The following is a 22,576-nucleotide window of genomic DNA, read 5'->3' on the forward strand; positions in this document are numbered from 1 at the left end:
TCGGCAGTTCCGGCGGAAGGAGTCCCTCTGGACAGCCTGATAGCTGTTATAGAGGCTGAAGTATTTCATCTTGCTGAAACACCTATCGATCCAGCCGAGCTGAACCTGATTAAGAATTTCATTCAGGGCCGGGAAGTGATGAATGAGAACACACCGTTTGACAGGGCGATGACTATGACCTTCAGTCAGTCAAGGTTTGGAGATCCTCTGGCGCATCAGCATATGCGTGAAGAGATTATGGCTCTTTCACCGGAAGAGGTCAGAGCGGTTGCCGCGAAGTACTTCACTCCTGAGCGAATGCTGATAGCAGTGCTTAACGCGCAGGAAGGAGCAACAGCAGCAAGGCATACCTCCACAGACGGCATCTCCGACGTTGAAGTACCTTTGATTACAGACTGGGAGGGATTGAACCTCAGCTATGAAGCTCTGGTCATTCCTGAATATTCTGTGTCCCATGGAACACGGCGATTCGAACTGGATAACGGATTCGTACTTCTGGTAAAGGAAGACAGCAGCTTTCCCATCATAGAGATGATGATAACCTTTCCTATGGGTGACAGAAGGGCGGAGCAGGATCTCTCCGGGATCAGCTCTATTACGACTGAAGTAATGCTGCATGGAACCGAAGAACTCGATCAGACAGCATTCCATGCCAGGCTTGCTGAAAAGGGAAGCACAACCTGGCTCATGCCCAACAACTCCTTCACAATGGGGAACGTTTACGGACACAGTGATTACGCCGATCTGTACTTCACTTCACTGTCCGATCTCCTTTTGCGGCCTGCAATGCGTATGGAAGATTTCCAGAAGGTCAAGAATCGAATAATTTCGATGACTGTTATGCGAAACGAAAATCCTTTTACCAGAGCGTTCAGTAATGTCGATGGTATTCTCCTTGAAGAGGGAGGAAGCCGGGCGGCAGACAGCGCCACACTCGCGAATGTCGATTATGCTGACGTGGAATCGTGGCTGGAAACCTGCGCGAGACCTGATGGAGCGGTGCTGGTGATAGTGGGAGACATCTCACCTGACAGAGCGCTGGAACTGACAGAACAGTATTTCGGAAACTGGGAAAACCCTTCATCTCCATTGCCTGCGGCAGAGGGCTATATATTCAGCTCATGCCCCGGTGATACAATCCTTGAAACAATTGAAGGAAGAGTACAGGCAGCGGCGATGATTGCCTGCCCTGCCCCGGAAGTGCTGTCACCCGACTACATACCATTCAGCACAATGTGCCGGATTCTGGGAAGCGGAATCAGTTCCAGGATGGGGCGTAATATCCGGGAAACCCAGGGGCTCGCCTACGCTGTAGGCTGCCGGGTTGACGGTCCTGCATCGGGAACACCAACAGGAACAAGATTCCAGGCCTTTTTCTCAACAGGAGCGCCTATGGTGGAACGGGCGCTTGAAGCCGTTATCTACGAGTGTGACAGGATTGCCGAAGGTGGTGTGGAGGAATCGGAACTCCTGCTTCAGCAGTCCCGTTCCATCGGCATGAACGCCCTTGCATTCGATGAGTATGATTCAGTCGCGAGATACCTTGCTATCCAGGAGACTCTCAGCCTGCCTCTCAACCAGGACATAACGAATCTGGAAGCGATTCTGGCTCTCAGCCCTGAGATAATCAGAGAAGCTGCGGAAAAGTATTTCACAGGTGAGTGGTTCATATCCATCGCGGGGGGAGTTGATGACAGTATACAGCCTCTGGAGTAATTCAGCCTGTTGATCTCTCCAGAAAGTCCTCTACCTCTTTCACAGCGCTGTTAGTATGCTAAACACGTTGATATGGACGCAGGTTTCCTGAAGAAGGATAAAAAAGAATGAGAAACAGAACATTGAAATATGCATCATTGGTTATATCGGTCTTCATTGCTGTATTGGCTTCCGGTATTTCCGGTTGCCTTCCTGATCCCTACACCGTCGGCGAACCGGATTCTCTTTTCTCCGAGTTTGTGCTTGTCTGGGATCTGATGGACAGTCACTACGCCTGCTTTTTTGCGAAGGAGAATGTAAACTGGGACGAGGTGTACCAGAGACTGAAACCCGAAGCTGAAAACCTCAGTAACAGAGACCAGCTTATTGATCTCTGCCTTGAAATGCTGAGTGAGCTGGAGGATCAGAACTTGATTCTGCGGAATTCAGACGGAACCAGGCTGGACAGCTGGAGTCAGGATGATTTCCTGAACTGGGATTTATCCGTCTGGACGGATTATATGAACTGCTGGGTCTTTCCTGATACTATTGATGGAATGGATATCTACGATGCATTAGTGATAAACATAACTCCTGACGATTCCATAGCATACATATATGTGAATGATCTGGGTGACGAGTTCAGCATTTACAGTTTTTTTTCCGAGACAGATATTATTGAAAATTGCAGCGGAGCTATTCTGGATATTCGTATGTGCCGTGAAAGCGGTAAAGAGGTTAATGCCGGATACGCTTGCGGAAGGTTTGTTGACAAGGCTGCTCTGAGTTTCTACAGAGTTTTCAGGACAGGTCCCGGAAGAAACGACATGGGTGAGATGCTTCCGGTAATCGCTAACAGAAACGGCGCATGGCAGTTCACAGGACCTATAATCCTTCTCACAGGCAGGGATACTCAGGGCGCGGGCGAGCAGCTGGTACTGCTTCTCAGGACTCAAGAGCATATCACTGTAATCGGAGATACCACAGCCGGCTTTGCCAATCCTCCCGTATCATTCGATCTTACTGAAGGTTATACCATTGAGATACCGGAGATGGTAACTTATTCTCTTGACAGCACTCTTATACTCAATTCAGGAATCGCTCCCGACATTCTCATCCAGACTTCCGAAGCTGATTTTGCGGCGGGAGTTGACCCTGTAATTGATGCCGCCATTGAAATGCTTACTCAGCAGTAAGAACCAGCAGAGTCCCTCCGGAACTTATTTCGAGGTCAAGGGGGTAACCCTCCAGATCGATCTGACTTTCAATGATGTAATTACTGCAGTTATAGGCAACCAGCCTGCTGGTGTTATCTCCCAGATAGCTGAGTACATAAGCATAGTCGCCGAGGGAGTCGGTGCAGATGTAGTGCATATCACCCTTAATTGATTCTGTTCCTGTCCAGCACGATCCACCCATAGGGGGAAAATAGTACAGTATGGTCGCAATTGTCGCAGTTGAATAATTGAACACCGCACAAAAACGTGTATCATCGTTTTCATTGGGGATGGTTTCAATGGCCAGTATCCCGGGAAAGAAGTCCATTGCTCTTCGCCGCATTATGTCTATCCCGGTGGAAACAATCACGGTTTTTCCCATGGTTCCAACGAGAATGGTATCCTGACACTGATCGATGGCCATGCATACAGGGCTGGACGCCAGAGTGCAGGACCTACCCGAAGCGTTGTTCTCTTTACTGACTTCGTAGATTTTACATGAATTCGCTCCGGCCACATAGAAGAAGGGTTTCAGGGAGGATATCTCAATATCCACAGGAGTTTCGCAGATACTGAAAAGGTCAATGAATTCCATATCCGGTACACTGAGTTCCGCTATCTGTCCCAATGCTCCAATGATGTAGACGGAGCTTTCGCTCGGACTGTATTCTATTTCGAAGTAGCCTGAAGGGGAAGGGCTGCCGATGGAGAAGCAGCCTGTCTGCTGGTACGATTCAGGATCGAAACGGAACACCTCCCCCTCTATAGTGGCTACAATGAAGCAGCCGGGAAGGGCGCACAGGGATCTGGCTCCTGAGATACCTTCAATTGTATGAACGACGGAAAGATCGGGCGGGTACATAATATGTATTCCGGTCTTCAGCGCATAATCAAATTCCGTAAGATCAGTACAGCCGAAAAGGATCAGAAGCGCTGACGCAGCAAATCCTGCCCTCCATCTGATTATCATTCTCGGTCCTTTCGTTTTCCGGTGATCTCAACTTCATTGATGCTGATAATGCAAATGTCATTACAGTTGTTCCTGAGAGAATTCACAGACTGCTGACAGAATATACATGAAGGATTATTCAGCAGTGAGAACAAGCAGGGTACCTCCGGAACTTATTTCGAGGTCAAGGGGAAAACCCTCCAGATCGACCTGATCTTCAATGGTGTATTCAGAACAGTTGTAGCAGATCAGTCTGCTTTTGTTATCTCCTATATAGCTGAGCACATAAGCATAATCGCCGTATCCGTCGGTGCAGATGTAATGGATATCTCCTACAATCGGCGCTGTCCCGACCCAACACGAATCATAAAATTCGGGAGGAAAATAGTACAGTATTGTAGCAATCTGCATTGAGTAATTTGGATTACCGAACACCGCGAACAACCGTGTTTCATTAGATATGTTTGGGATGGTTTCAATAGCCTGCAAATAGGGAAAATGAGATAATGCAGATCTGTTCATCGATGTCGTCCCGGTGGAAACAACCATGGGTTCCGCAAGAGTTCCAACGAGAATAGTATCCTGACCCTGATCGATAGCCATACATGTAGGGCTGGACAGCAGGACGCATTGCCTGCTTGCGAAATCATTCCATAAATGGATTTCGTAGATTGTGCTGGAAGTCGCTCCGGCTACATAAAAATAGTATTCTCCAACGGCAATTTCAATATCCACTGGAGTCTCGCAGACGCTGAAACTGTTCATGAACTCCATATCCGGCACATGAAACTCCAATATCTGTCCTAATGCTCCAATGATGTAGACGGAGCTCTCGCTCGGACTGTATTCTATTTCGAAGTAGCCTGAAGGGGAAGGGCTGCCGATGGTGAAGCAGCCTGTCTGCTGGTGCGATTCAAGATCGAAACGGATTACCGTACCCTCTGTGGTGGTTACAAGGAAGCAGTCGGGAATGACACACAGGGCTCTGGCTCCTGAGATATCTTCAATTGTATTGACTACGGAAAGATCGGGCGAGTACATGATATGGAGTCCCGCCTTCAGCGTATGGTCAAACTCCGTAAGATCAGTGCAGCCGCAGAGTATCAGAAACGCTGCCGCGATGAAGCCTGTGCCGGATCTTATTACCATGATAAGCCAACTGACAGGATGAAATGCCTTGCCGGAGACCATGCCCTGGGATTACCCATTGCCCCGGTGGGATTTCCGGTTGTGTTAAAAAGGGCTGTATCGTAGATATGGGCCACATTCATTCTGTTGAAAAGGTTGAATACTCCCAGAACCAGAGTCAGGTCGGTGGGGCCTATATTGAACATTCTTGAAAGGGTCAGATCAGTCTGCATGGAAAAAGGATACCTTTCAGTATTCGTTGTCACAAGCTCTGTTTCCACAGGCGGAAGTGTATACGGCATTCCGCTGCCGTATCGCCATGAGAATCCTAATCTGGTGTTTTCCAGGGGGTGGATTCCTGCCACTTCCGGACCCTCAGATTCAAAAGACCTCACCTCAAAGGATGCTGATGCCGTATGTGTCTGATCCCAGTCAAGGTAATTATCTTCATTGGAAACGTACACGATTCCTATCTGAGCGTAGTTGTACCTCTCCAGCATGGATGAATACTTGCCCTTGGCAACGGAGAGAGAATACGAGATCTGTCCTGAAATATTGCTTCCAATTCTCCGGTTGAGGGTAGTTTCAATACCTCTTACCATTCCATGGCTGTCATCGTTTGTATAAACGTAATAGGTACCTTCGCTGTGTGCTTCAGTGTTCACAAGAGCAGTGATGTCCTTGTAATAGGCAGCCAGTGAAACCTCGGTGAGTCTGTCAATAAAATGCCTTACTCCCACCTCAAAGCTCTGAGTCATCTCAGGGTCAAGGTCCGGATTGCCTGCTACTATCCTGCCATCGGCAAGATTATAGGATGTCTCAATAAAAAGACAGTTCATGGAAGGCATCTGGAAATGGTGCCCGTATGTAAGGAAGAAAATGGAATTCTCGCTGAAGGGAACGGAAAAGCCCACTCTTGGACTGATATGCCATTTTGTTTTAACCGGAATGCTCTCTCCGGCTTCGAGATCGAATATCGAGGTATTGGCATCAAACATGTCAGCCCTGAGACCGGCCGTGGTTATTACTCCTCCGGAAAACCTGTAGCTTCCCTGGAGGTAGCAGGATCCTGAATGAGGGTAAGCGTTCCACTGAGAGATGAATATGTTGTGATTGCTCTGGGCGTATACATTGTACTGATAAAGATCGTAGTAATCAGCTGATATTCCCGCCTTCAGGCGTGTTCTGGTATTGGGGTTCGAGTCAAAACCCAACATTATGCTGCTCACCGTTGCCTTGGAATCGAACCACACATTTGGATGCACCCCCGTGTGATAGAACCCCAGGGAATCCTGAATTCTTTCCTCCGGCATGTACTGGGTGAACCAGTATATGGGGTATGTGTCTTCTCCGAGATAACCCCCCTCCTGTAACCGTATACGGTTCCAGTTCTGAAACTTCATAATACCCATTGTCAGTTTAAGGACGGTTTCGCTTCCAAGCAGCTGCGTGGCATTGAATGTAATCCCGGTGGTTTCGCTGAAACGAACAGGGAGGGCGTAATCCTGACTTCTTCCCAGGTATGCATTGATTTCGCCTTCATTGATATAGGCCGGCAGGTGGAATCGTGACCAGCCCCATTCATTCCATCCCATTTCCCTGTGAGAACCAAGTCCGGTGAAAGCGAAACTGGTTTTGCTGACAGGCCTGTAGGTTATCTTGGCAACGCCGGATATGTCATTCTGCCAGTTGTTCTCCCAGCTGCCGCGGGTATCCAGAGTATCCCAGCCGCTTAAAGACATCTGCCCGGATGCGTTGAAGTTCATCTGGCCGGGGATACGGATTCCAATAAGGGGAAGAAGCATTTCTGTGATGGGTTCAGGACCCGATACCGACGCTTCAATACCGTTAAGGTTGCTTCTGCATTGCTCCACATCCGTTTCTTCCATGAAGACCTGCTCTCCGGATTCAATGGAAGCGGTAGTAATATCACCGTGGCGGGCTATCACCGTACCGTGGTAAGTATCACCACCCTCCTTTCCGATGAGATTAACAATCCCCGACATGGAATTTCCGTATTCAACACCAAGCCCTCCGGTCATCAGAGAAGCGTTTGAAATGGCACTCAGGGGTAGTTCAAGGTTGAATGTATAACTTATGGGTGAACGGATTGAGATACCGTCAAGAAGATAATCCACCTCACCTTCGCGGCCTCCCCGTATATGCATTTCACCGTGGCTGGTAACCACGCCGGGCTGGGAGGAAACAATGTCTACTATACTCCTTGAGGTCTGCGTGGATATATCAGTGAAGTCCATCATGTGCAGAGTGGTTGGAACGTCCTGAAGAATCTGGTTTCTTGATTCATGAACATGGATAACTGTTGAACCCGTTGGATCTTCAAACAGCTCGAAATCAACCCTGCTCAACTGATCGGCAACCACACGGACATTTTCCATCCTGGAAGTGGTTCTGCCCACCATGCTCGCGGTTACAGAGTAGCTGCCAGGGGAAACTCCTGCGATGATGTATTCTCCATGTGCATCCGTCATGGTGCCAAGGAAAGTATCGTCTATCATTATAGTGGCTCCGACAAGCGGGTCTCCGTCAGTATCTGAGACGATTCCGCCAACGATTCCAGTTGTATCCGCATAAGCGGAAAACGTGAGAATTAAAAGGAGGAGCAGCATCAGCACGGACGCTTTGTTCAGGAAGCTTCCTCCAGTACGAAGTAATATGGAATCTGATTCAGTCTGTTTCATCTAAACTTCTCTCTTTATGCATTGAAAACGCGTTTCCGACTCAGGATTTCAGGCTGCCATCCTGCTGTATGTCATTACAGCTCATAGAGACCTCCCTTGATGAGTGCAATGCTGGAGAGGAACCCCCCGGTAAAAAGGAGACCTCAATGAGGCTTTATACTGCACCAGGAGCATGTCCTTGAATGAAGCATCGGCATAAAACCCACACAGCTGGCTATAATCTTCGCATATTAGCGTAAAATACATCCAGTATTCTCCTCAAATCTCCGAGCATTCTATCTCAGCTGCGAGGCTCTTCTACTCGATGCATATTATCGGACAAGCACCTACCCCAATATTACTGCTGAATCGATCTTCGCGCCAGGGTGACCTGTATTACAATCATCAGTTCACCCCTGGTTAATCCGCAAATATGTTATGCTCCGGACAGAAATCAATTACATTGCAATATGTTAACTATTATGTTATGTTTCTGCCATGAAATATTATGAACTGCTTCAAATTGTTAAGAACGCGCCTGTCTTTACCACCGGATTCCTGCTGGCTGGCGATGTAAACAAAGCTGCAATTCGTTCCCAGATCTCCCGATGGGTCAGGGAAGGGAAGTTGATCATGCTTGAAAGAGGATGCTATACTATTGCACCTTCTTATTCAGGCAGGATTCCATCATCGTTTGTCATTGCTAATGCGATGAAACCGGCTTCCTATGTCAGCTGTCAGTCCGCATTGGCATGGTATGGGTTGATCCCGGAGCATGTTCCCTCAGTGGTTTCTGTTACTTACGGACGTACGGATACAGTCAGTAACAAACTTGGCAACTTCATTTACAGACATGTGAAATCATCGTTGCTATGGGGTTTCGAGACCATGAATGTGTCTAAGGGGGAAAAAGCCAGAATAGCTCTTCCTGAGAAGGCGCTCCTTGACCTTGTTTATCTGGAACCGGAGGGAGATTCAGAAGGTTATCTGGAACAGCTCCGGCTCCAGAACACCGATGAACTGGATAGGAAAAAGCTTATTACATTTGCTCATCGCTGGGGAAAACCCAAGATTGAGAGAGCCGCGGGAAGGATTCTTTCCATTCTCGAGAGGGAGGATGAAAATACTTCATGAAAGAAGAACTGGGCCGAATTGTCCGGGAGGCTGAAAATGATCTCTCTGCCTGGAACCGGGCACGGGAATATCTGCAGGCAAGGATACTCGGACTTCTTCAGGAAACCGGTGTCATGATTCCTCTGGCATTCTGCGGTGGCACCGCCCTCCGATTCCTTTACTCCCTGCCGAGATTCTCAGAGGATCTTGATTTTTCACTGGAAAGAAAGTCCTCCGACTTCCATCTTGAATCCTCTATTGAGCGGGTTGCTGCCGGTTTAGCCAGGGAAGGGTACGATATTGAGCTTAAGAGTAGATCTGTATCAGCCATTCATGGCGTCATGATTAAATTCCCGGGGCTTCCCTTCGAACTAGGCCTGTCTCCTCATGCCAGACAGCTGCTGTCTATCAAGGTTGAAGTGGATACCAGCCCGCCTGAAGGGGCTGGGCTGGAAGTAAGCGTGGTGCGGAGGTTCATTCTGCTCCGGTTGCAGCACCACGACAGATCATCACTGCTGGCAGGGAAACTGCATGCAATCTTTGTAAGAAATCATGCAAAGGGTCGCGATTACTACGACCTGATGTGGTATATGACCGACCCGGACTGGCCCCTGCCCAATATGAACCTTTTGCGTAATGCTCTGATTCAGACCGGATGGAAAAGGGAACGAGTTCTATCCATGGATGTTGCTCTGGAACTGAAGGAGAAATTCAGAACCGTCAACTGGAAAGAGATCAGAAGGGATGTAACTCCGTTCCTGGAGAGACCATCCGAATCCGAGTTTTTAACCGAAGATAATATGATAACCCTGCTGGAAGGATTCATTAACAGAACGCGGCAGTAACCAGTTTCTGTCATCCCACCAGCCGTATTCGAATTCCATTACATCTCCTGTTCTTTGCCGGTTCTGATCTTCTCCAGAACAGAAGAAACCCAGTTTCTGTTCTCCCACAGCGCACATCCACCCATTGATTCGGTCAGCATCGGATGGTTCTCTCTTATCGTACGGAGAAACACGGATTTGAGCCCCTCTTTGAGTGTGACATCATTGAGGCTGATGTCCGAGTACGGAGCAAAGGGGCATGGCTCGAGATCTCCTGTGGAGCTGATGTGAATAAATCCTCTTCCGGCGGCAAGGCAGCCGCCGTACTGCTCCTCCTCACCTGGAAGCGCAATGAAAAGTGAAGTGAATTTCTCCCTGAGAACGGCAAGGGCAGGTGTAATTCTCTTCTGCTGCTCAGCGGTCAGGCACTGGTTCTCTGTGCCCTCTTCCAGAGGGACATATTCAATGAAGAAGATGATCCTGCATCCAGCGTCAACAAGGTCTTCTATGAAATCATCATCGGACAAAAGCCCGTAGTTGTTCTTCGTGAGTGTTATCGATGCTCCGAAGAACAATCCTCTCTCTTCCATTCTTTTCATCAGGGCATTGATCGATCTGAATGTTCCCCGCCCTCTTCTGAGGTCGGTTTCAATCTCGGGACCTTCTAGACTGATGACGGGTATGATCTGCCTGTGCTTCCGGAAAGATTCAAGGATTCCGTCGTCTACGAGAGTGCCATTGGTGAACAGAGGGAATACTATCGATGGAAAATCACCAATTATTCTGATTATATCAGGCTGAACCAGCGGTTCTCCTCCGGCAATGAGAATGATCGAGACGCCCAGATCACGGGCTTCGGTTATTATATCCCTGATCTTCCCCGAATCAAGGCTGTTCCCGTTTACCGGAGTCCTGGCTCTGGCATAGCATCCCCTGCACCTGAGGTTACATGAATGTGTAATGCTGAAAATAAGAACGGGAGGAACATGGATTCCTTTCTTTCCATAGTACTCCCTGATTTTTGTCGATTTGCGGAAGTGCCGGCTGTATTTGAGCAGGAAGAGAGTAAAAGAACGTTTGCCGTGACCGACTCTGCCGGCATGTCCTATCAGGCTGAGAATGTTGCTTGAAAACAGTTTATTCATTTGGATACTCCTCCCGTTGCGTCTGTGCAACGATACTGAGGATAACCCTGTCCTGTCAAAACTCTTTAAGTTCGCCGGGATGCAGTGAACGATAGCTCTATTCATCTACAATACTGTGAAGGAACTTAAAGATCTTCTCCGGTGTTCTATTTATCTCTATTAAGTTTTTCAGGAATACGTCTCACCTCCCAATATCCGTATTCCGTCCATATCGCTTACCCGGAGGTGCCGGGCCTAACATTTAAACATTTCCGCTATATCCGGTTAAAAGTTCAATTTCTGGCTTTAGCCAGACTATATAGTATCGTTGCGGCTTGACACACAATATATTACACGCTATAGATACATCGTTATAAGTAACCTATAATAGAGGTATCGATATGGTCAATCCATTCAAATACGGCGGAATAGTAAGCAGTGATTCTTTCTGCAACAGGAAGAAGGAACTTGAAGAATTCAGACGGTTTGTTGAGAACTCAGGAAAACTCTTCATGTACGGTGAAAGACGTATTGGAAAATCTTCTCTACTGCATAATCTCATTGACAGCCTCAACGAAGGCAGATTCACTGTATCTTACATAGATGTATGGCGCTGTGTTGACACTTCGGGCTTTATCTGTGAATGCGCAAAGGCATTTGGGTCAACTGGTGCACAATCACCCGAAAGCCTGCTGCAGCGGGCAAAAAGTCTTTTCACCGGTCTTGTCCCTGCTCTTACTGTTGATGACAATGGAAAGCCTCAGCTTATCTTTTCAACTGTTCACAGAAAAACGGAAATCCCTCTTTTATCAGAGGTATTAAGCGCACCGGGGAGAATAGCTGAATCATCACCCGATAAGCAGGTTCTTGTGGTATTCGATGAATTTCAGGAAATCCGGAGCTTCAATGATGATCGGATAGAAAGAGTTCTGAGAAGCGAAGTCCAGCAGCATCATAATGTTGCATATATCTTCTGCGGAAGCAGGAAGCATATGCTGAGGGACATGTTCCTGAAGAGCGGAAGTCCCCTGTACAGAAGCGCATCTCATTATCCAATTGGCTGTATTGCGGTAGAACATTGGATTCCGTTCATCAAAGAACGATTCCTTATGAAGGGAATATCACTAAAAGACAGTACCATCGAAGATATCTGCTCACTGACGGAAGGGCATCCTTTCTATACACAGATGATATGTGATATCCTGTGGGATTCATGCGAATCGGGGCAGGAACCGGATAAGAATATGCTCTCTGAAGCGCTGCGGACAGTGCTTGACAGAGAATCTGAAGGTTACAGCGCAATATGGGAATCCCTGCCTTCCAATCCCAGGAAAATGCTTCTCGCGACCGCATTTGAAAACCCGCTCGTTCAGCCGTTCTCCGGGAACATTGTATCAAAATACAATTTTGCGAATCCATCGAGTGCCAGGAACGGTCTGGAATATCTTGTTACACATGATCTGATTGAATGCCGTGATGGAACATATTACATTTCCGACCGTTTTATCGCGCTCTGGCTCAGAAGAAGATTCGCCGGTTCCTATCCATGAGAGCCAATGGTGTCGGGGCTAGCCCCGCAATCGAAAAACATCAGCCTGAGAGATTCGGAATTTTCAGTTCAAATGATATTCCGCATCGATAAGCAGTATTCTCTGAACCATTCCCTCATCCTCGTGTACAGCGATGAAATCCCTGCACCAGGGGTTGATGTAGAAAGTAAGGAACTCGGCAGGATTGATTCTCAGGTCCAGCTTTGCCTGATAGATCAGCTCTCCATCCGGAATACTCCAGACATCGAAGACCGGTTTGTCCTCTGAGCCCCGCAGCACCCACAGGTTCTCCTCCCAGCCCAGCCAGATGCCATCAATCGGCTCTCTGAAAGTATCAGGTTCGTAGATATATTGCACAACATTTGAAGTTCCCATTCCGGTAAGGTAATCCTCTGTATACTGTTTCTCCAGAGCTATTTCCTCTTCAGATTTGTAAGTAACGGGAAGGTCAAGTGAGAGCGTATCAAAAGCAATACCATCATGAGCAAAGCAGATAATTCTATATTCGGGAATGTGTCGCTTGACAAGATACAGGTTTCCATCAAGATCACCGGTGAAATAGTGAGAGAACACCATCCTGTTCAGAGCATCAGTGTTGTCCTCAGGAGCCACAGGAACCCTGATTGAATCTGTCATGAACTCCGTCTGTAACTCTCCTTCCAGGTCGTAAGTTGCTATGAACTTCCTCAGGATATTCGAGGGTTCCCGCAGGAACTCATGCCAGCGCACCGCGAATGTTTCCGGCCCGGTAGCAGTATGCAGTTGTGGCCAGTTGCCTGAACCTGTAAAAATGTGGCTCAGCCATTCTCCCTTGCTGTCGTAGAGCCCCAGATCGGTGATGTCCTGAATAATCATTGAGCCATCGGGAAAAAGCTCCAGCCAATGCGGCATAATCATTTCTCCGGGACCGTTGCCTTTTCCACCGATATAACCTGAATACTCTCCATGTGGAGTGTACTTCCGAAGCTGGGCATAAGACATATCCAGTGCGTAAATAATGCTGTCTGTTCTGGCAGCATCAGCCACATAACCGAACACATAGCAGGAATCCCCCAGTTCGATTCCGATAGTATCGGTAACACTGAGCTGTATAACCTCTAATTCGGTTTCAGGGACAGCTTCCGTCTGTTGTTCCCCGCCGCATGCCGCAGTCAGAAGCAAAAAACATCCGGCAAAAAAGGCTCCTTTATTCAATTCATCTCCTCCTGTTCCATATTGCTATCTACGCATACTATTACACATGACGCAGTGTGATATCAATAGCGGTCTGCATAACTCAATCGCTTGAACTTTCCTGTTCGCTTCCGTATCTCAAGTGTTCCCGATGGGGATAACCTTAAAATGCAAATAGACACTGTAAGACAGAAATAACCTCAAGCCGGGTTTCTGGATTAAGAGAACCAAGCTTTTTAATAAGTCTTGTTTTATCTATCGTTCGTATCTGATCTAAAACGATCTGTCCTTTTTTCTTTTGAAATTCGCAGGATACTCTTGTAGGATAATCTCTGCCAGCGGTAGTAAGCGGTGCAACAATAACAGTGCGGATATGTCTATTCATTTCATCAGGTGAAATAATCAAGAAGGGTTTTGTTTTCTGAATTTCAGACCCTATAGCATGATTAAGATTTATCAGATATACATCGAATCGATTTGCTACCATTGCCATTCTTCATCATCCCAGGAATGTGAGATATCTTCGGTAACCTGCAACAGTTTGTCATCATCCTGTTCCGACATTGTTTTGAAAGCGGTATCCCAGCCTGCTCTTGGACTTGAAACAGGACGGATGATGATATGATCATTCTCTACGTCCAGCTCAACGTCTTCCACTATTCCTGTTTGCTCAAGTATAGGTTTTGGTATACGAAGTCCTCTGGAATTACCGATTTTTATTATATGTGCTCTCATGATTTACCTCCGTGATCCTATATGTATGCACAAAGTAATTACATCGGTGTGGAATATCAAGGAAACTGAAGCTCTACTGTTGTCTACAGTTGATTTTTCTCTACAAGCTCAAGAATGTACACTCGCGTAAAGTCAGCGGGATTATGATCCCAGCCAAGTATCCCCGATTCAGATACTCTGAAACTCCAGTATCTGGCAATAGCAGGAAGAGTAGTTTTAACACTGGTTATAAAAGATCCATCGCTCATTCTGTAAAGGTCGAAAACAGGTGATGCGGTTTCTCCCTTTCCTGACTTGACCCACAGCCTGTCTTCCCCGTCAATGCCGATAATTGTTGCTGCGCTGCGTAATGAGTCCGGTACCCAGTTGGAACTGAGTTCCGCTGATGTTGCTTCGCTGCCGGGTCCCGGGATAACAGTGTACGGACGTGCCGCGTCTAGTTCTTCCTGCGTTACGTATGTAATTTCCCAAGGGATATTAATTGCAAAGCTGGCATCACCTTCAGGAGTATATCCGATAAGAGCGTATTCGGTTTTCGACGAAAGTGCGCAGACTAAACTGCCCTCCGAATTAGAGCAGAAGTTGTAACTGATACGGTCATCTGATGAACTTGGGAAATAATTCTCCTGGTACGTAATATCCGGTGACACTGAATCCGACCAGAGGCAGAATTCACTGCCGGTGAAGACCTCTTCGGCGTCCTCATCATAGTAATAGCTGTGTATTCGTCCTGTGATAGAACCATCGGGGCCGCAGCGGATACGATCAGGAGCCATGAACTGGAAACCGTTCAGTTCACGCAGATAGCATAGATCCGAGTCAAAGAAGACAACTTTCCCCTGTTGAATATCCGATACTGCCAATCCTCCATCAGAAAGATGTGTAATTGAATAGGGAGAGATGAATTCCCCCGGACCTTCACCATCACCACCGGCGCTTCCCAGGAATTCGCCGTTATCAGAATAAACAAAAACTTTTCTCTTAAGGAGATCAAGCAGAGCAATGCGCCCATCAATAAGATACGTAGCATCGACTATCATTCCGAAAACATAGTTGGAATCACCAATATCAATTCCAATAGAGTCTGTCTTGATCAGATCATATTCAGTCTGACTGTAGCTATCTTCGACGAGGCTTGTATCCGTACCTGATTCATCACAACAGGCTAACAGAGCAAGAGCAGAAAGAAAAGCAATCCAGATCAGTTTTCCAGTTTTCATTTCCCAACCCCGTTCATTACGTTTTAACTAAACAGCCTATCGCGTACAACAATACGCAGCACCAGCAAGGTGTCCAGCGTTCCAGTTGAGCAAATCGTCAGGTGGAGTGACTGCACGAAACAGAGAAACATCCTGTTCTTCACACTTCAATTCTTAATTCTGACTGTGTCTGCTGCTGTAACAACTGTACTTCTGACCTCAATCGTGTCCAATAGGCATGATCAGAATTGAAAGCGATCTCTTTGTATTCCTTCACCATCTCAGGATAATGTTCCTGCAGTATCTGCCGTATGTTCTGCCAATTGCGGTCTTCGTGTCTATCCAGGCTTAACGCGTAAATCCAGATCGTGTCTGAATACGGCGCAACCAGGCTGATAAGCTCTCCCACATCAGTGATGAATGGCATCACCGGGCAGACCAGTGAATACGTTTCAATACCTTCCTCATGCAACTTTTTGAGCGCATCAAGCCTTTTCCTATTGGACGGTGTGTCATCTTCGAACAGTTTCCGATCATGATCGTTTTTAAATGCTATCGAGATTCCCACCGATGAACCGGACATGCGTTTGAATAAGTCCGTGTCCCTTAACACAAGGTCGGACTTGGTCAGCACGCAAACCGGAAACCCGCGTTCTGCAAGTAATTCCAGTGCTTGTCTGGTCTGATGGGAATCAGCCTCTAAAGGCTGATAAGCATCGGAATTCCAGCCTATGTAAATGGGCTGAGTATCAATGGATGCAATTTCATTACTGAGCTGGGTGCGAATATCCTTGTGTATCTGTATTTCCCTGGTCCAGTCTGTCTCAGCTTTGTTGAGAGCGTAACAGTAATAACAGTGATGTTCACAGCCGATATAAGGATCCAATTGAAAAGAAAAACCTTCTAAAGCGCAAGGTTGAAGTACAGGTCGATGCGAGCAGATACTGGCTTTTATCATTGCGTAATATTCCTTCCGAAATTATTTTACTGTAAACCACACAATGTAGTGAATCAGCAGCGGAGTCCTTGCGTCGGTGCATTTATACATCCGGTAACAGGCGAAGTATTTCTCTCAAATCAGATATTGTCTCACACTGTTTTCCGGTCTGACTGATGTCTGATATCTTTGCATTCGGGGAATCATTATCGATATCAAGGCTGTTCCTGTCTGTGTTCTGTCTCTTAATCAGCAAAGGTATCATCCCGGCGGCATTCGCGGCATCAATGTCTACATCTGCGTCACCCACATAAACCACTTCAGACGGAATCAGACCCGTCGCAGCTAAAGCAGGTTTGAAAATATCCGGATCCGGCTTCTTCACTCCGACCTCTCCGGAAATGATGATGGTTTCGAATAAACAATCCAATCCATATTCTGAAAGATATTTTCGTACATGAGGAGGGTGGTCAAAATTACTTACCAGTCCAAGGATCTTACCATCTTCCTTCAGCTCGTTCAATACTGGAACAGCATCAGGATCAAGTTTAATTGATTCCTGCCATTTATCGGCAATAAGGTCAGCAATAGAGGTTACATCACAATCACATACTTCAATTCCAAGGGTGGCACACAAAGACTTGATGCGTTTCTCGAAAACTGTCAGATTCTGCTTAGAAAGAGCAGGTTCTATTCCGCCGAAAAAACTCTCGCATTCCTTTGCGAATTCCTCTTCAGACAGTGTAAGACCAAGATCACGTAGCGAGATATAAAAGTGATGCAGCCAGTCTGCCCATGCTTTCTTCATATCTCCATAAACAAGAAGCGTCCCGTACAGGTCGAAAAAAACCCCGCGTGTCATCTTACTCCTCATATCATCAGACATCACAAATAAGCAGCCATGTATTCAGTCACTCACAGGCTTTCTGCAGATTGCTCTGAAATCCGTCATATGCTCACTTTCTGAATCTTCGTGGATCTCACTGTGCTCAATCATGAAGCCAGCTTGTTTAAGCTCATTTTCAAGATCAGAGGCGCTCATTATCCTTCGAGTACAAATCCAGTATTTATCTTCAAATCTAACTTTCTCATAAGGATAATCCTCTTTAACCTCGTGCCAGACAATTCCCTGCTCATCGATTCGTCCATTGAGAGGCCACAGAGAAGGATCTTCAATACTCATGGTCTCTACAATGAAATATCCACCCTTTTTCAGAAACCTGAAAACATTTGCCAATGCGGTATGTCTGTCCGAGTCATACGTAATGCAGTGCATGCAATGCGTATCTATAACAATATCGTAAATGTCAGACTCGATTGTAGAGATACGACAGATATCATCCACGGAATAATGAATATCCAGATCAAGATCTTTTGCTTTTATCCGGGCAATCTCGATAGCGGTCTGTGAAATATCAAAACCATCAACGCTGTAGCCTTGCTGAGCAAGAAAACAGGAGACTGGTCCCGTGCCGCATCCGATATCCAATACTTTCGAATTGGATACAGGCTTTATTCTGTCCAGTACGGTCACCAGATATTCTTTCATATAGAAATTCTCGAAAGTCTCTGATTGTTCGCAGAATTCACCCCAGGAGGATAAGTTGTTTTCCTTTATTCTTCTGTAGCCATCTTCATGGCTTTCGTAGTACTTCATCCGTTTCTTCTTTTAAAAGACATTAAACACGCTCTGTTCTATTTTCTTATTCATGCAGTTAACGTATCACTCAGCTGCAAGCTGTGCAAGGCGCGAGAGTTCAGTCAGACCAGCCCTGAGATTTTGAACCAGTGGATGAAGAAGGGCGTGGAGATATACCAGTCATGCCCCATGCGAAGCAGTATTCTCTTTTTCTCCAGCCCCTTCATTGCAGCCAGAGCTGCGGAATAGCTGGAAAGCCCCGAATTCGAGATGAATCTACAGCTTATCCGTATCGGTGAATCCATAGCAGTAATTGCGGAAAAGCATCTGATCTGATTTGGAGAGAGAGAGGCAAGCTAATCGGCAAAGGATACCGCTTCAAGATTGCATATCTGTGTCATACCTTGTTGAACAGTCGCTGTGGTAATTTCAGTACTCTTATCGGTTACCTCCCAGATGCCTATGCACAGTCTCTGGATGTCTCCGGGATTGCCCCTGCCGAACTGGAGAATCTCATCCATTGCATTTTCAGTTACCGTTCTCTGACCATTTTCGAACCGCTCTCTTATATAATCAGCGAATTTATTCCTGTTGATCTCACCTATGTTCAATTGCTGTGCGCTCCTGAAGAAGGCCGCATCCGGATCGGTGAAGAATCTGTTCATACCGTGCAATATGCTGCCGGAAAAGATATATGCGGTGTCAGGCTGATTCTGTATCACCGTTCTCATACCGGCAAGGATGAGTTCGTGACCCGGTAACTCCATGATATCCTGAAATTCATCGAACACAACAATTGTGCGGGGCTTACCGGCATTCTTCTGGATGTTTCCATGATAAGTGAGGATTTGCCGGTTCTTCTCTCTCCTGCGATGAGTATTCTGAAGGAGGGTTCTATGTACTCTGTCAACTTGCGGATATCTGCTTCCCTGCCGCAGAAGTCCCTGCCGGTTACAAATATATCTACTTTGAAAGGGATCATATAAATCTCATTTTAGTTGTAACAATATTATTACTAACAATAATGTTACTAACAGATTTATTAGCAGTATTCTGCGAAAGGTTTAATAAGATCAGGGGACATGCACGCTCTGGTATCCCACAAACAAACAATCAGACAATCATCACCTGCTATTTAGAGTACGTTTCTGACGATTTCACTAACTCCCTGTTCCATAGGATGATGTATTGTACCAGGATTCGAGCTTCAGGGACAGGAGTTTCAAGGATTTCGACATCCCGCCCAGGGTCCAGCTGCCCCAGGTATGAAAACGTATCCTGCTCTCGCTTCCGTCTGTGTTACGATATCGCAGTATGGGATATACCGCACCCGCGTATGATGGCATGCTTCCAGCGTCCGCATTGCATTCAACGGACAATATGCTATCCCGTTTCAGTTCGAAGTTTTCCGTATCTCCTTTGTACACCAGCTGTGCCGGCTCTATCCGGAGTACTCCAACATCATCTTCTACTAGAGTCAGCTTCTTAAAGCTGCTCTTATCAGGGTCCGAGATCCCGACAAAAATACCTTTCTCAAGGCTGATTGTATCGATTTCAAGCGCAGCTGCCCTTTTTCTGACGATTATCCTGTCCAGCGGCGTCCAGATATTAACCCAGACCAGAATGAGCTGAACGATGATCAGAGATATCAGTAAAGGAGCGATGAACGGTAATGGCTCCGGCAGGCCAAGGCGAGCCAGTATCGGTGAAACTGGTACAGAAACGAATAAACCGACAGAGAGGGATAACCCAAAAGCAACAACGATATGGATGAAATAGAGCTTCTTCTTGAACCCCGCGAAGAAGGGTCTGCTGAAATCAAACGTAAAACAGTTAGTAAGAAGAACTGCGGCATACCCAACCACTGCTAAGATAAGAGCACCGAACGCACCAGCAAGCGCAACACTTTTAATAATTCCTTTGGCATGAGAAAAACCTTGAAGACGCTCAAGAGAAGTGAACAGGCCGAAAAGTTTCCCGCTCAGAAAGAAGAAGACAAGAGGCACAATAATGATTAAAAGAAACCCGATCACCCTCTTGTAAACAGAAAGTTTCTTATTCTCTGAATGCATGATTCTCTCCATCATAAGGGGACATGCAGGCTCTGCTGCGTGTCCCCATAAAGCCTAGCCTCTGCTGCGTGTCCCCATAAAGCCTAGCCTCTGCTGCGTGTCCCCCATAAACCCTGCCTCTGCTGTGTGTCCCCATATGTCCCCCTCACAGACAAATACTCATCATCTATTTAGCAGAACACAGCCTTCCAGCTTTACCCGGTCAAAGAAAGCGTCTCCAATTGTTCCTCTTATCTGAACACCAACGCGATCCGCTACTATCAGTGACTCTGAAACAGCGGAAAGAGGCTCCAGCATTTCGCATGCTACATATTTCGTGTAAGTATCCTCAGGATCCGCAAGGTCTATCCTGATGGTAGTACCGTAGTCGGTGGTGGAAGTTGTTGTGGAGTGATAGTAACCCTCCACGGTTACTTCCTTTCCCATCCAGACATTGAACATCTCGCTGAACTGATCCACGGGAATGGGTTCAACGGTATATACCCAGGGGCTTGTTTCGACCCTCTCAAAACTTTCGGGCGGATCTATGAAGACCGCGCCTGTAAGTTCAGGACCGTTCCAGCCCTCTTCCACTATACCTCGCACGGATATGATCTCACCCCGCATGACAGTCTTGTTCAGAGGCTCATTGAAGATGGCTGTGGCCAGCTCATCCGTAGATTCGGGATCGGCAACCAGTCGAAGCTCATCCTCTACTACAGTATCATCACCGTACCAGATATAGGGATATGCAACAAGCGTTATCTCCTTTCCCATCCATGCGAAGTAAGAGTCATTCAGTTCCCAGGCATCAACAGCGACATCCGGGGTAACCATTGCAGGATTCAATTTCCCTTCGGGATAAAGGGGTGCTTCCTCAACAGCCTCTTCCACTGTTTCATCAGCGGTTTCTTCCGGTATGACATTACCTCCTGCTGTATCATCAGTCTGAGGCTGATCACCCCCGCATCCAGTTACAAGCAGAAGACTCAGCGAAACAACTCCAACGAATATTCTTAACATGTGACTCCTTTCGATTATTTCCATAAGACAGAAACCTGTTTCAATGTTCTACCGTCGTCTCAAGCAGGAATTTCCAGGCTGAAATCACCTGGATTACCCCGGCGTTCGTTTTAATGGTGCCGGTATCATTCCGCGTTACAATTGTACCGGTTGTCAGGCTCTGCTCTTTCATGGCTGTGGCAAGAGCTTTTACTTCGCGCTTTTTTGTAACAGGGTCTTTCAGAGATTCGCTTACCTGTATGAGTTTTCTGGAGTGATCGAGCATCTGCACAATGAAATCAACCTCAAGGCCGCTCTTTGTTCTGTAGTAGAAGATCGATTCTGTTGTGCGACGGATGGTGATGAAGATAAGATTCTCAAGCAGATGGCCGCTGTTGACAAGTATTCCTGAGGCGGTTGAGGTAACCATAGCATGATCAATGCAATAAATCTTCTTGGGGTTCGCATTACTGCGAGAGAGGGAAGCGTCGAACAGCCTAACAGTGAAAAAGAAGTATGAGTCTTCAAACCAGTTAAGGTAATCTGCAACGGAATGCTTCGGTACTTTGTGCCCTTGAGAATGCAGGAAACCGTAGAGTTTATTCAATGAGTAAAGCGAAGCTGTATTATCCATAAGCCGATGTGCGAGATCCAAAACAGCCTTCGGGTGGGAAATATCATGCCGCTCAATAAGGTCTCTGAACAGGACTGCTTGCAGATACTCCTGGTGTATTTTTATTCGAAGCCTTGAACTCAGTCCGGCTACTTCAGGAAATCCCCCGCATTCCATGTATTCCTCAAATGCGTTTTGTATGAGAAATCTCTTCTTTGTGGAGATGTGTTCCTGTATGTAAATCTTCCTGTAGCTGAGAAACTCTTTAAATGAGAACGGGAACAGCTCCCAGGATAGTGACCGCCCCCGCATACCCGAAGCAATTTCCTTTGAAAGCATTCTTGATGAAGAGCCTGTAATGTAAATTTCACACTTTTCAGTGCGGAGAATGCGGTCAACAAACGATTCCCAGCCTTTGACTACCTGAATTTCATCAAAGAAGCAGTAAACGGTTTCAGTATTCTTCTTGTCAGGAAAAAGCGAATAGTAGGCTTCCAGCACAAGGTCAAGATTCTCCTCGGTGAGGTTGCAGAGACGATCATCGAAAAAATTGATGTAAAGGATATTCTTAGCGGAGGTTCCTCTGTACAGAAGTTGATCAATCAATTGCAGCATATAGGTTGATTTCCCGCAGCGGTGAACTCCCATACAGATAGTTGCCTTCCCGGGAATTGACTCAATGCTAATTTGTCGGGGAACGCCTGTATCAACACTGAAATCCTGGAAATCCAGGATAATTCCTTTGATCTTTTCAAACATTTTTACTCAAGCTTCCCGTTTTGTAACCACTTTTCAACTCTACTGGATAGAAATATGACCAGTTCGGGGTTTCATGTCAATGGAAGGTCGTATCCGGAACGCCATGTAAATACAATTCTGAATTACCGTAACCGCCATGTAATGAAACCCAATCCGGATTTCTGTTATTTTATTAACGGATAATTCC

The 22,576-nt window shown here is 46.6% G+C and carries 22 protein-coding genes; 5 read left to right on the plus strand and 17 right to left on the minus strand.

All coding sequences use genetic code 11. The annotated features are described in order from the left end of the window. Both K8R76_02155 and K8R76_02160 read left to right on the plus strand, forming a co-directional pair. On the plus strand, positions 1 to 1,716 hold a 1,716-nt coding region (locus tag K8R76_02155), incomplete at its 5' end, for an insulinase family protein (protein MCD4846975.1). A 107-nt stretch (positions 1,717 to 1,823) separates the two neighbouring features. Then, the gene (locus K8R76_02160) at positions 1,824 to 2,891 is read left to right on the plus strand and encodes a hypothetical protein (GenBank protein MCD4846976.1); all 1,068 of its coding nucleotides are present in this window, start codon (positions 1,824 to 1,826) and stop codon (positions 2,889 to 2,891) included. On the opposite strand, the gene K8R76_02165 is transcribed toward K8R76_02160, so the two are convergent. The 3 genes from K8R76_02165 to K8R76_02175 form a co-directional block, all read right to left on the minus strand. Further along, complete coding sequence (locus K8R76_02165) at positions 2,878 to 3,882, minus strand: hypothetical protein (protein MCD4846977.1); 1,005 nt, start codon at positions 3,880 to 3,882, stop codon at positions 2,878 to 2,880. The genes K8R76_02160 and K8R76_02165 overlap by 14 nt on opposite strands. A gap of 114 nt (positions 3,883 to 3,996) precedes the next feature. Beyond that, complete coding sequence (locus tag K8R76_02170; protein MCD4846978.1) at positions 3,997 to 5,010, minus strand: hypothetical protein; 1,014 nt, start codon at positions 5,008 to 5,010, stop codon at positions 3,997 to 3,999. Further along, on the minus strand, positions 5,004 to 7,691 hold the full coding sequence (locus K8R76_02175; GenBank protein ID MCD4846979.1) for a TonB-dependent receptor: 2,688 nt from the start codon (positions 7,689 to 7,691) through the stop codon (positions 5,004 to 5,006). The genes K8R76_02170 and K8R76_02175 overlap by 7 nt, the downstream gene beginning before the upstream one ends. 477 nt (positions 7,692 to 8,168) lie before the next feature. Between K8R76_02175 and K8R76_02180 the strand changes: the two genes are divergently transcribed. After that, complete coding sequence (locus K8R76_02180) at positions 8,169 to 8,804, plus strand: hypothetical protein (protein ID MCD4846980.1); 636 nt, start codon at positions 8,169 to 8,171, stop codon at positions 8,802 to 8,804. Then, positions 8,801 to 9,628, plus strand: coding sequence for a nucleotidyl transferase AbiEii/AbiGii toxin family protein (locus K8R76_02185; protein ID MCD4846981.1), 828 nt, complete (start codon positions 8,801 to 8,803; stop codon positions 9,626 to 9,628). The genes K8R76_02180 and K8R76_02185 overlap by 4 nt, the downstream gene beginning before the upstream one ends. A gap of 38 nt (positions 9,629 to 9,666) precedes the next feature. On the opposite strand, the gene K8R76_02190 is transcribed toward K8R76_02185, so the two are convergent. Beyond that, positions 9,667 to 10,752, minus strand: coding sequence for a radical SAM protein (locus K8R76_02190; protein MCD4846982.1), 1,086 nt, complete (start codon positions 10,750 to 10,752; stop codon positions 9,667 to 9,669). 380 nt (positions 10,753 to 11,132) lie between these two features. Here K8R76_02190 and K8R76_02195 point away from each other — a divergent pair, with 380 nt between their 5' ends. Beyond that, positions 11,133 to 12,281, plus strand: coding sequence for an ATP-binding protein (locus K8R76_02195; protein MCD4846983.1), 1,149 nt, complete (start codon positions 11,133 to 11,135; stop codon positions 12,279 to 12,281). A 63-nt stretch (positions 12,282 to 12,344) separates the two neighbouring features. Here K8R76_02195 and K8R76_02200 read toward each other — a convergent pair whose 3' ends face one another. The 13 genes from K8R76_02200 to K8R76_02260 form a co-directional block, all read right to left on the minus strand. Then, a complete protein-coding gene (locus K8R76_02200) occupies positions 12,345 to 13,475 on the minus strand; it encodes a hypothetical protein (GenBank protein MCD4846984.1) in 1,131 nt (376 codons plus the stop codon). A 142-nt stretch (positions 13,476 to 13,617) separates the two neighbouring features. Continuing rightward, entirely contained in the window at positions 13,618 to 13,947 is a 330-nt protein-coding gene (locus tag K8R76_02205; protein ID MCD4846985.1) for a type II toxin-antitoxin system PemK/MazF family toxin, read from the minus strand. Next, entirely contained in the window at positions 13,935 to 14,189 is a 255-nt protein-coding gene (locus tag K8R76_02210) for an AbrB/MazE/SpoVT family DNA-binding domain-containing protein (GenBank protein MCD4846986.1), read from the minus strand. Before K8R76_02210 ends, K8R76_02205 begins: the two co-directional genes overlap by 13 nt. An 83-nt stretch (positions 14,190 to 14,272) precedes the next feature. Continuing rightward, entirely contained in the window at positions 14,273 to 15,409 is a 1,137-nt protein-coding gene (locus K8R76_02215) for a 6-bladed beta-propeller (GenBank protein ID MCD4846987.1), read from the minus strand. A 139-nt stretch (positions 15,410 to 15,548) separates the two neighbouring features. Next, positions 15,549 to 16,274 (minus strand): radical SAM protein, encoded by a 726-nt coding sequence (locus K8R76_02220; protein ID MCD4846988.1) that lies wholly within the window; start codon positions 16,272 to 16,274, stop codon positions 15,549 to 15,551. Between the two features lie 154 nt (positions 16,275 to 16,428). Further along, positions 16,429 to 17,187: an HAD family hydrolase gene (locus K8R76_02225; GenBank protein MCD4846989.1), complete on the minus strand. Its 759-nt coding sequence runs from the start codon at positions 17,185 to 17,187 to the stop codon at positions 16,429 to 16,431. A gap of 45 nt (positions 17,188 to 17,232) precedes the next feature. After that, a complete protein-coding gene (locus K8R76_02230) occupies positions 17,233 to 17,982 on the minus strand; it encodes a class I SAM-dependent methyltransferase (protein ID MCD4846990.1) in 750 nt (249 codons plus the stop codon). A gap of 104 nt (positions 17,983 to 18,086) precedes the next feature. Next, the gene (locus K8R76_02235) at positions 18,087 to 18,269 is read right to left on the minus strand and encodes a hypothetical protein (GenBank protein ID MCD4846991.1); all 183 of its coding nucleotides are present in this window, start codon (positions 18,267 to 18,269) and stop codon (positions 18,087 to 18,089) included. A 51-nt stretch (positions 18,270 to 18,320) separates the two neighbouring features. After that, positions 18,321 to 18,731 carry a hypothetical protein gene (locus tag K8R76_02240; GenBank protein MCD4846992.1) on the minus strand — a complete coding sequence of 137 codons (411 nt, stop codon included), beginning with the start codon at positions 18,729 to 18,731 and terminating at the stop codon, positions 18,321 to 18,323. Further along, on the minus strand, positions 18,692 to 18,946 hold the full coding sequence (locus K8R76_02245) for an ATP-binding protein (GenBank protein MCD4846993.1): 255 nt from the start codon (positions 18,944 to 18,946) through the stop codon (positions 18,692 to 18,694). The genes K8R76_02240 and K8R76_02245 overlap by 40 nt, the downstream gene beginning before the upstream one ends. 178 nt (positions 18,947 to 19,124) lie before the next feature. Continuing rightward, positions 19,125 to 20,036, minus strand: a complete 912-nt coding sequence (locus K8R76_02250; protein MCD4846994.1) for a hypothetical protein — start codon at positions 20,034 to 20,036, stop codon at positions 19,125 to 19,127. 162 nt (positions 20,037 to 20,198) lie between these two features. Then, complete coding sequence (locus K8R76_02255; protein MCD4846995.1) at positions 20,199 to 21,038, minus strand: hypothetical protein; 840 nt, start codon at positions 21,036 to 21,038, stop codon at positions 20,199 to 20,201. Positions 21,039 to 21,078: 40 nt separating this feature from the next. Continuing rightward, positions 21,079 to 22,389 carry an ATP-binding protein gene (locus tag K8R76_02260; protein ID MCD4846996.1) on the minus strand — a complete coding sequence of 437 codons (1,311 nt, stop codon included), beginning with the start codon at positions 22,387 to 22,389 and terminating at the stop codon, positions 21,079 to 21,081. Positions 22,390 to 22,576 lie beyond the last annotated feature (187 nt).

Source organism: Candidatus Aegiribacteria sp. (genome assembly GCA_021108435.1).
Taxonomy (GTDB): domain Bacteria; phylum Fermentibacterota; class Fermentibacteria; order Fermentibacterales; family JCC-6; genus Aegiribacteria.

Coding starts and splice junctions, on each gene's coding strand:
- K8R76_02210 (MCD4846986.1), bottom strand. CDS start 14,189: ATGAGAGCACATATAATAAAAATCGGTAATTCCAGAGGACTTCGTATA.
- K8R76_02250 (MCD4846994.1), bottom strand. CDS start 20,036: ATGCATTCAGAGAATAAGAAACTTTCTGTTTACAAGAGGGTGATCGGG.
- K8R76_02255 (MCD4846995.1), bottom strand. CDS start 21,038: ATGTTAAGAATATTCGTTGGAGTTGTTTCGCTGAGTCTTCTGCTTGTA.
- K8R76_02205 (MCD4846985.1), bottom strand. CDS start 13,947: ATGGCAATGGTAGCAAATCGATTCGATGTATATCTGATAAATCTTAAT.
- K8R76_02185 (MCD4846981.1), top strand. CDS start 8,801: ATGAAAGAAGAACTGGGCCGAATTGTCCGGGAGGCTGAAAATGATCTC.
- K8R76_02175 (MCD4846979.1), bottom strand. CDS start 7,691: ATGAAACAGACTGAATCAGATTCCATATTACTTCGTACTGGAGGAAGC.
- K8R76_02240 (MCD4846992.1), bottom strand. CDS start 18,731: ATGGAGTTACCGGGTCACGAACTCATCCTTGCCGGTATGAGAACGGTG.
- K8R76_02195 (MCD4846983.1), top strand. CDS start 11,133: ATGGTCAATCCATTCAAATACGGCGGAATAGTAAGCAGTGATTCTTTC.
- K8R76_02180 (MCD4846980.1), top strand. CDS start 8,169: ATGAAATATTATGAACTGCTTCAAATTGTTAAGAACGCGCCTGTCTTT.
- K8R76_02225 (MCD4846989.1), bottom strand. CDS start 17,187: ATGACACGCGGGGTTTTTTTCGACCTGTACGGGACGCTTCTTGTTTAT.
- K8R76_02170 (MCD4846978.1), bottom strand. CDS start 5,010: ATGGTAATAAGATCCGGCACAGGCTTCATCGCGGCAGCGTTTCTGATA.
- K8R76_02215 (MCD4846987.1), bottom strand. CDS start 15,409: ATGAAAACTGGAAAACTGATCTGGATTGCTTTTCTTTCTGCTCTTGCT.
- K8R76_02235 (MCD4846991.1), bottom strand. CDS start 18,269: ATGGATTCACCGATACGGATAAGCTGTAGATTCATCTCGAATTCGGGG.
- K8R76_02165 (MCD4846977.1), bottom strand. CDS start 3,882: ATGATAATCAGATGGAGGGCAGGATTTGCTGCGTCAGCGCTTCTGATC.
- K8R76_02230 (MCD4846990.1), bottom strand. CDS start 17,982: ATGAAGTACTACGAAAGCCATGAAGATGGCTACAGAAGAATAAAGGAA.
- K8R76_02190 (MCD4846982.1), bottom strand. CDS start 10,752: ATGAATAAACTGTTTTCAAGCAACATTCTCAGCCTGATAGGACATGCC.
- K8R76_02245 (MCD4846993.1), bottom strand. CDS start 18,946: ATGATCCCTTTCAAAGTAGATATATTTGTAACCGGCAGGGACTTCTGC.
- K8R76_02260 (MCD4846996.1), bottom strand. CDS start 22,389: ATGTTTGAAAAGATCAAAGGAATTATCCTGGATTTCCAGGATTTCAGT.
- K8R76_02160 (MCD4846976.1), top strand. CDS start 1,824: ATGAGAAACAGAACATTGAAATATGCATCATTGGTTATATCGGTCTTC.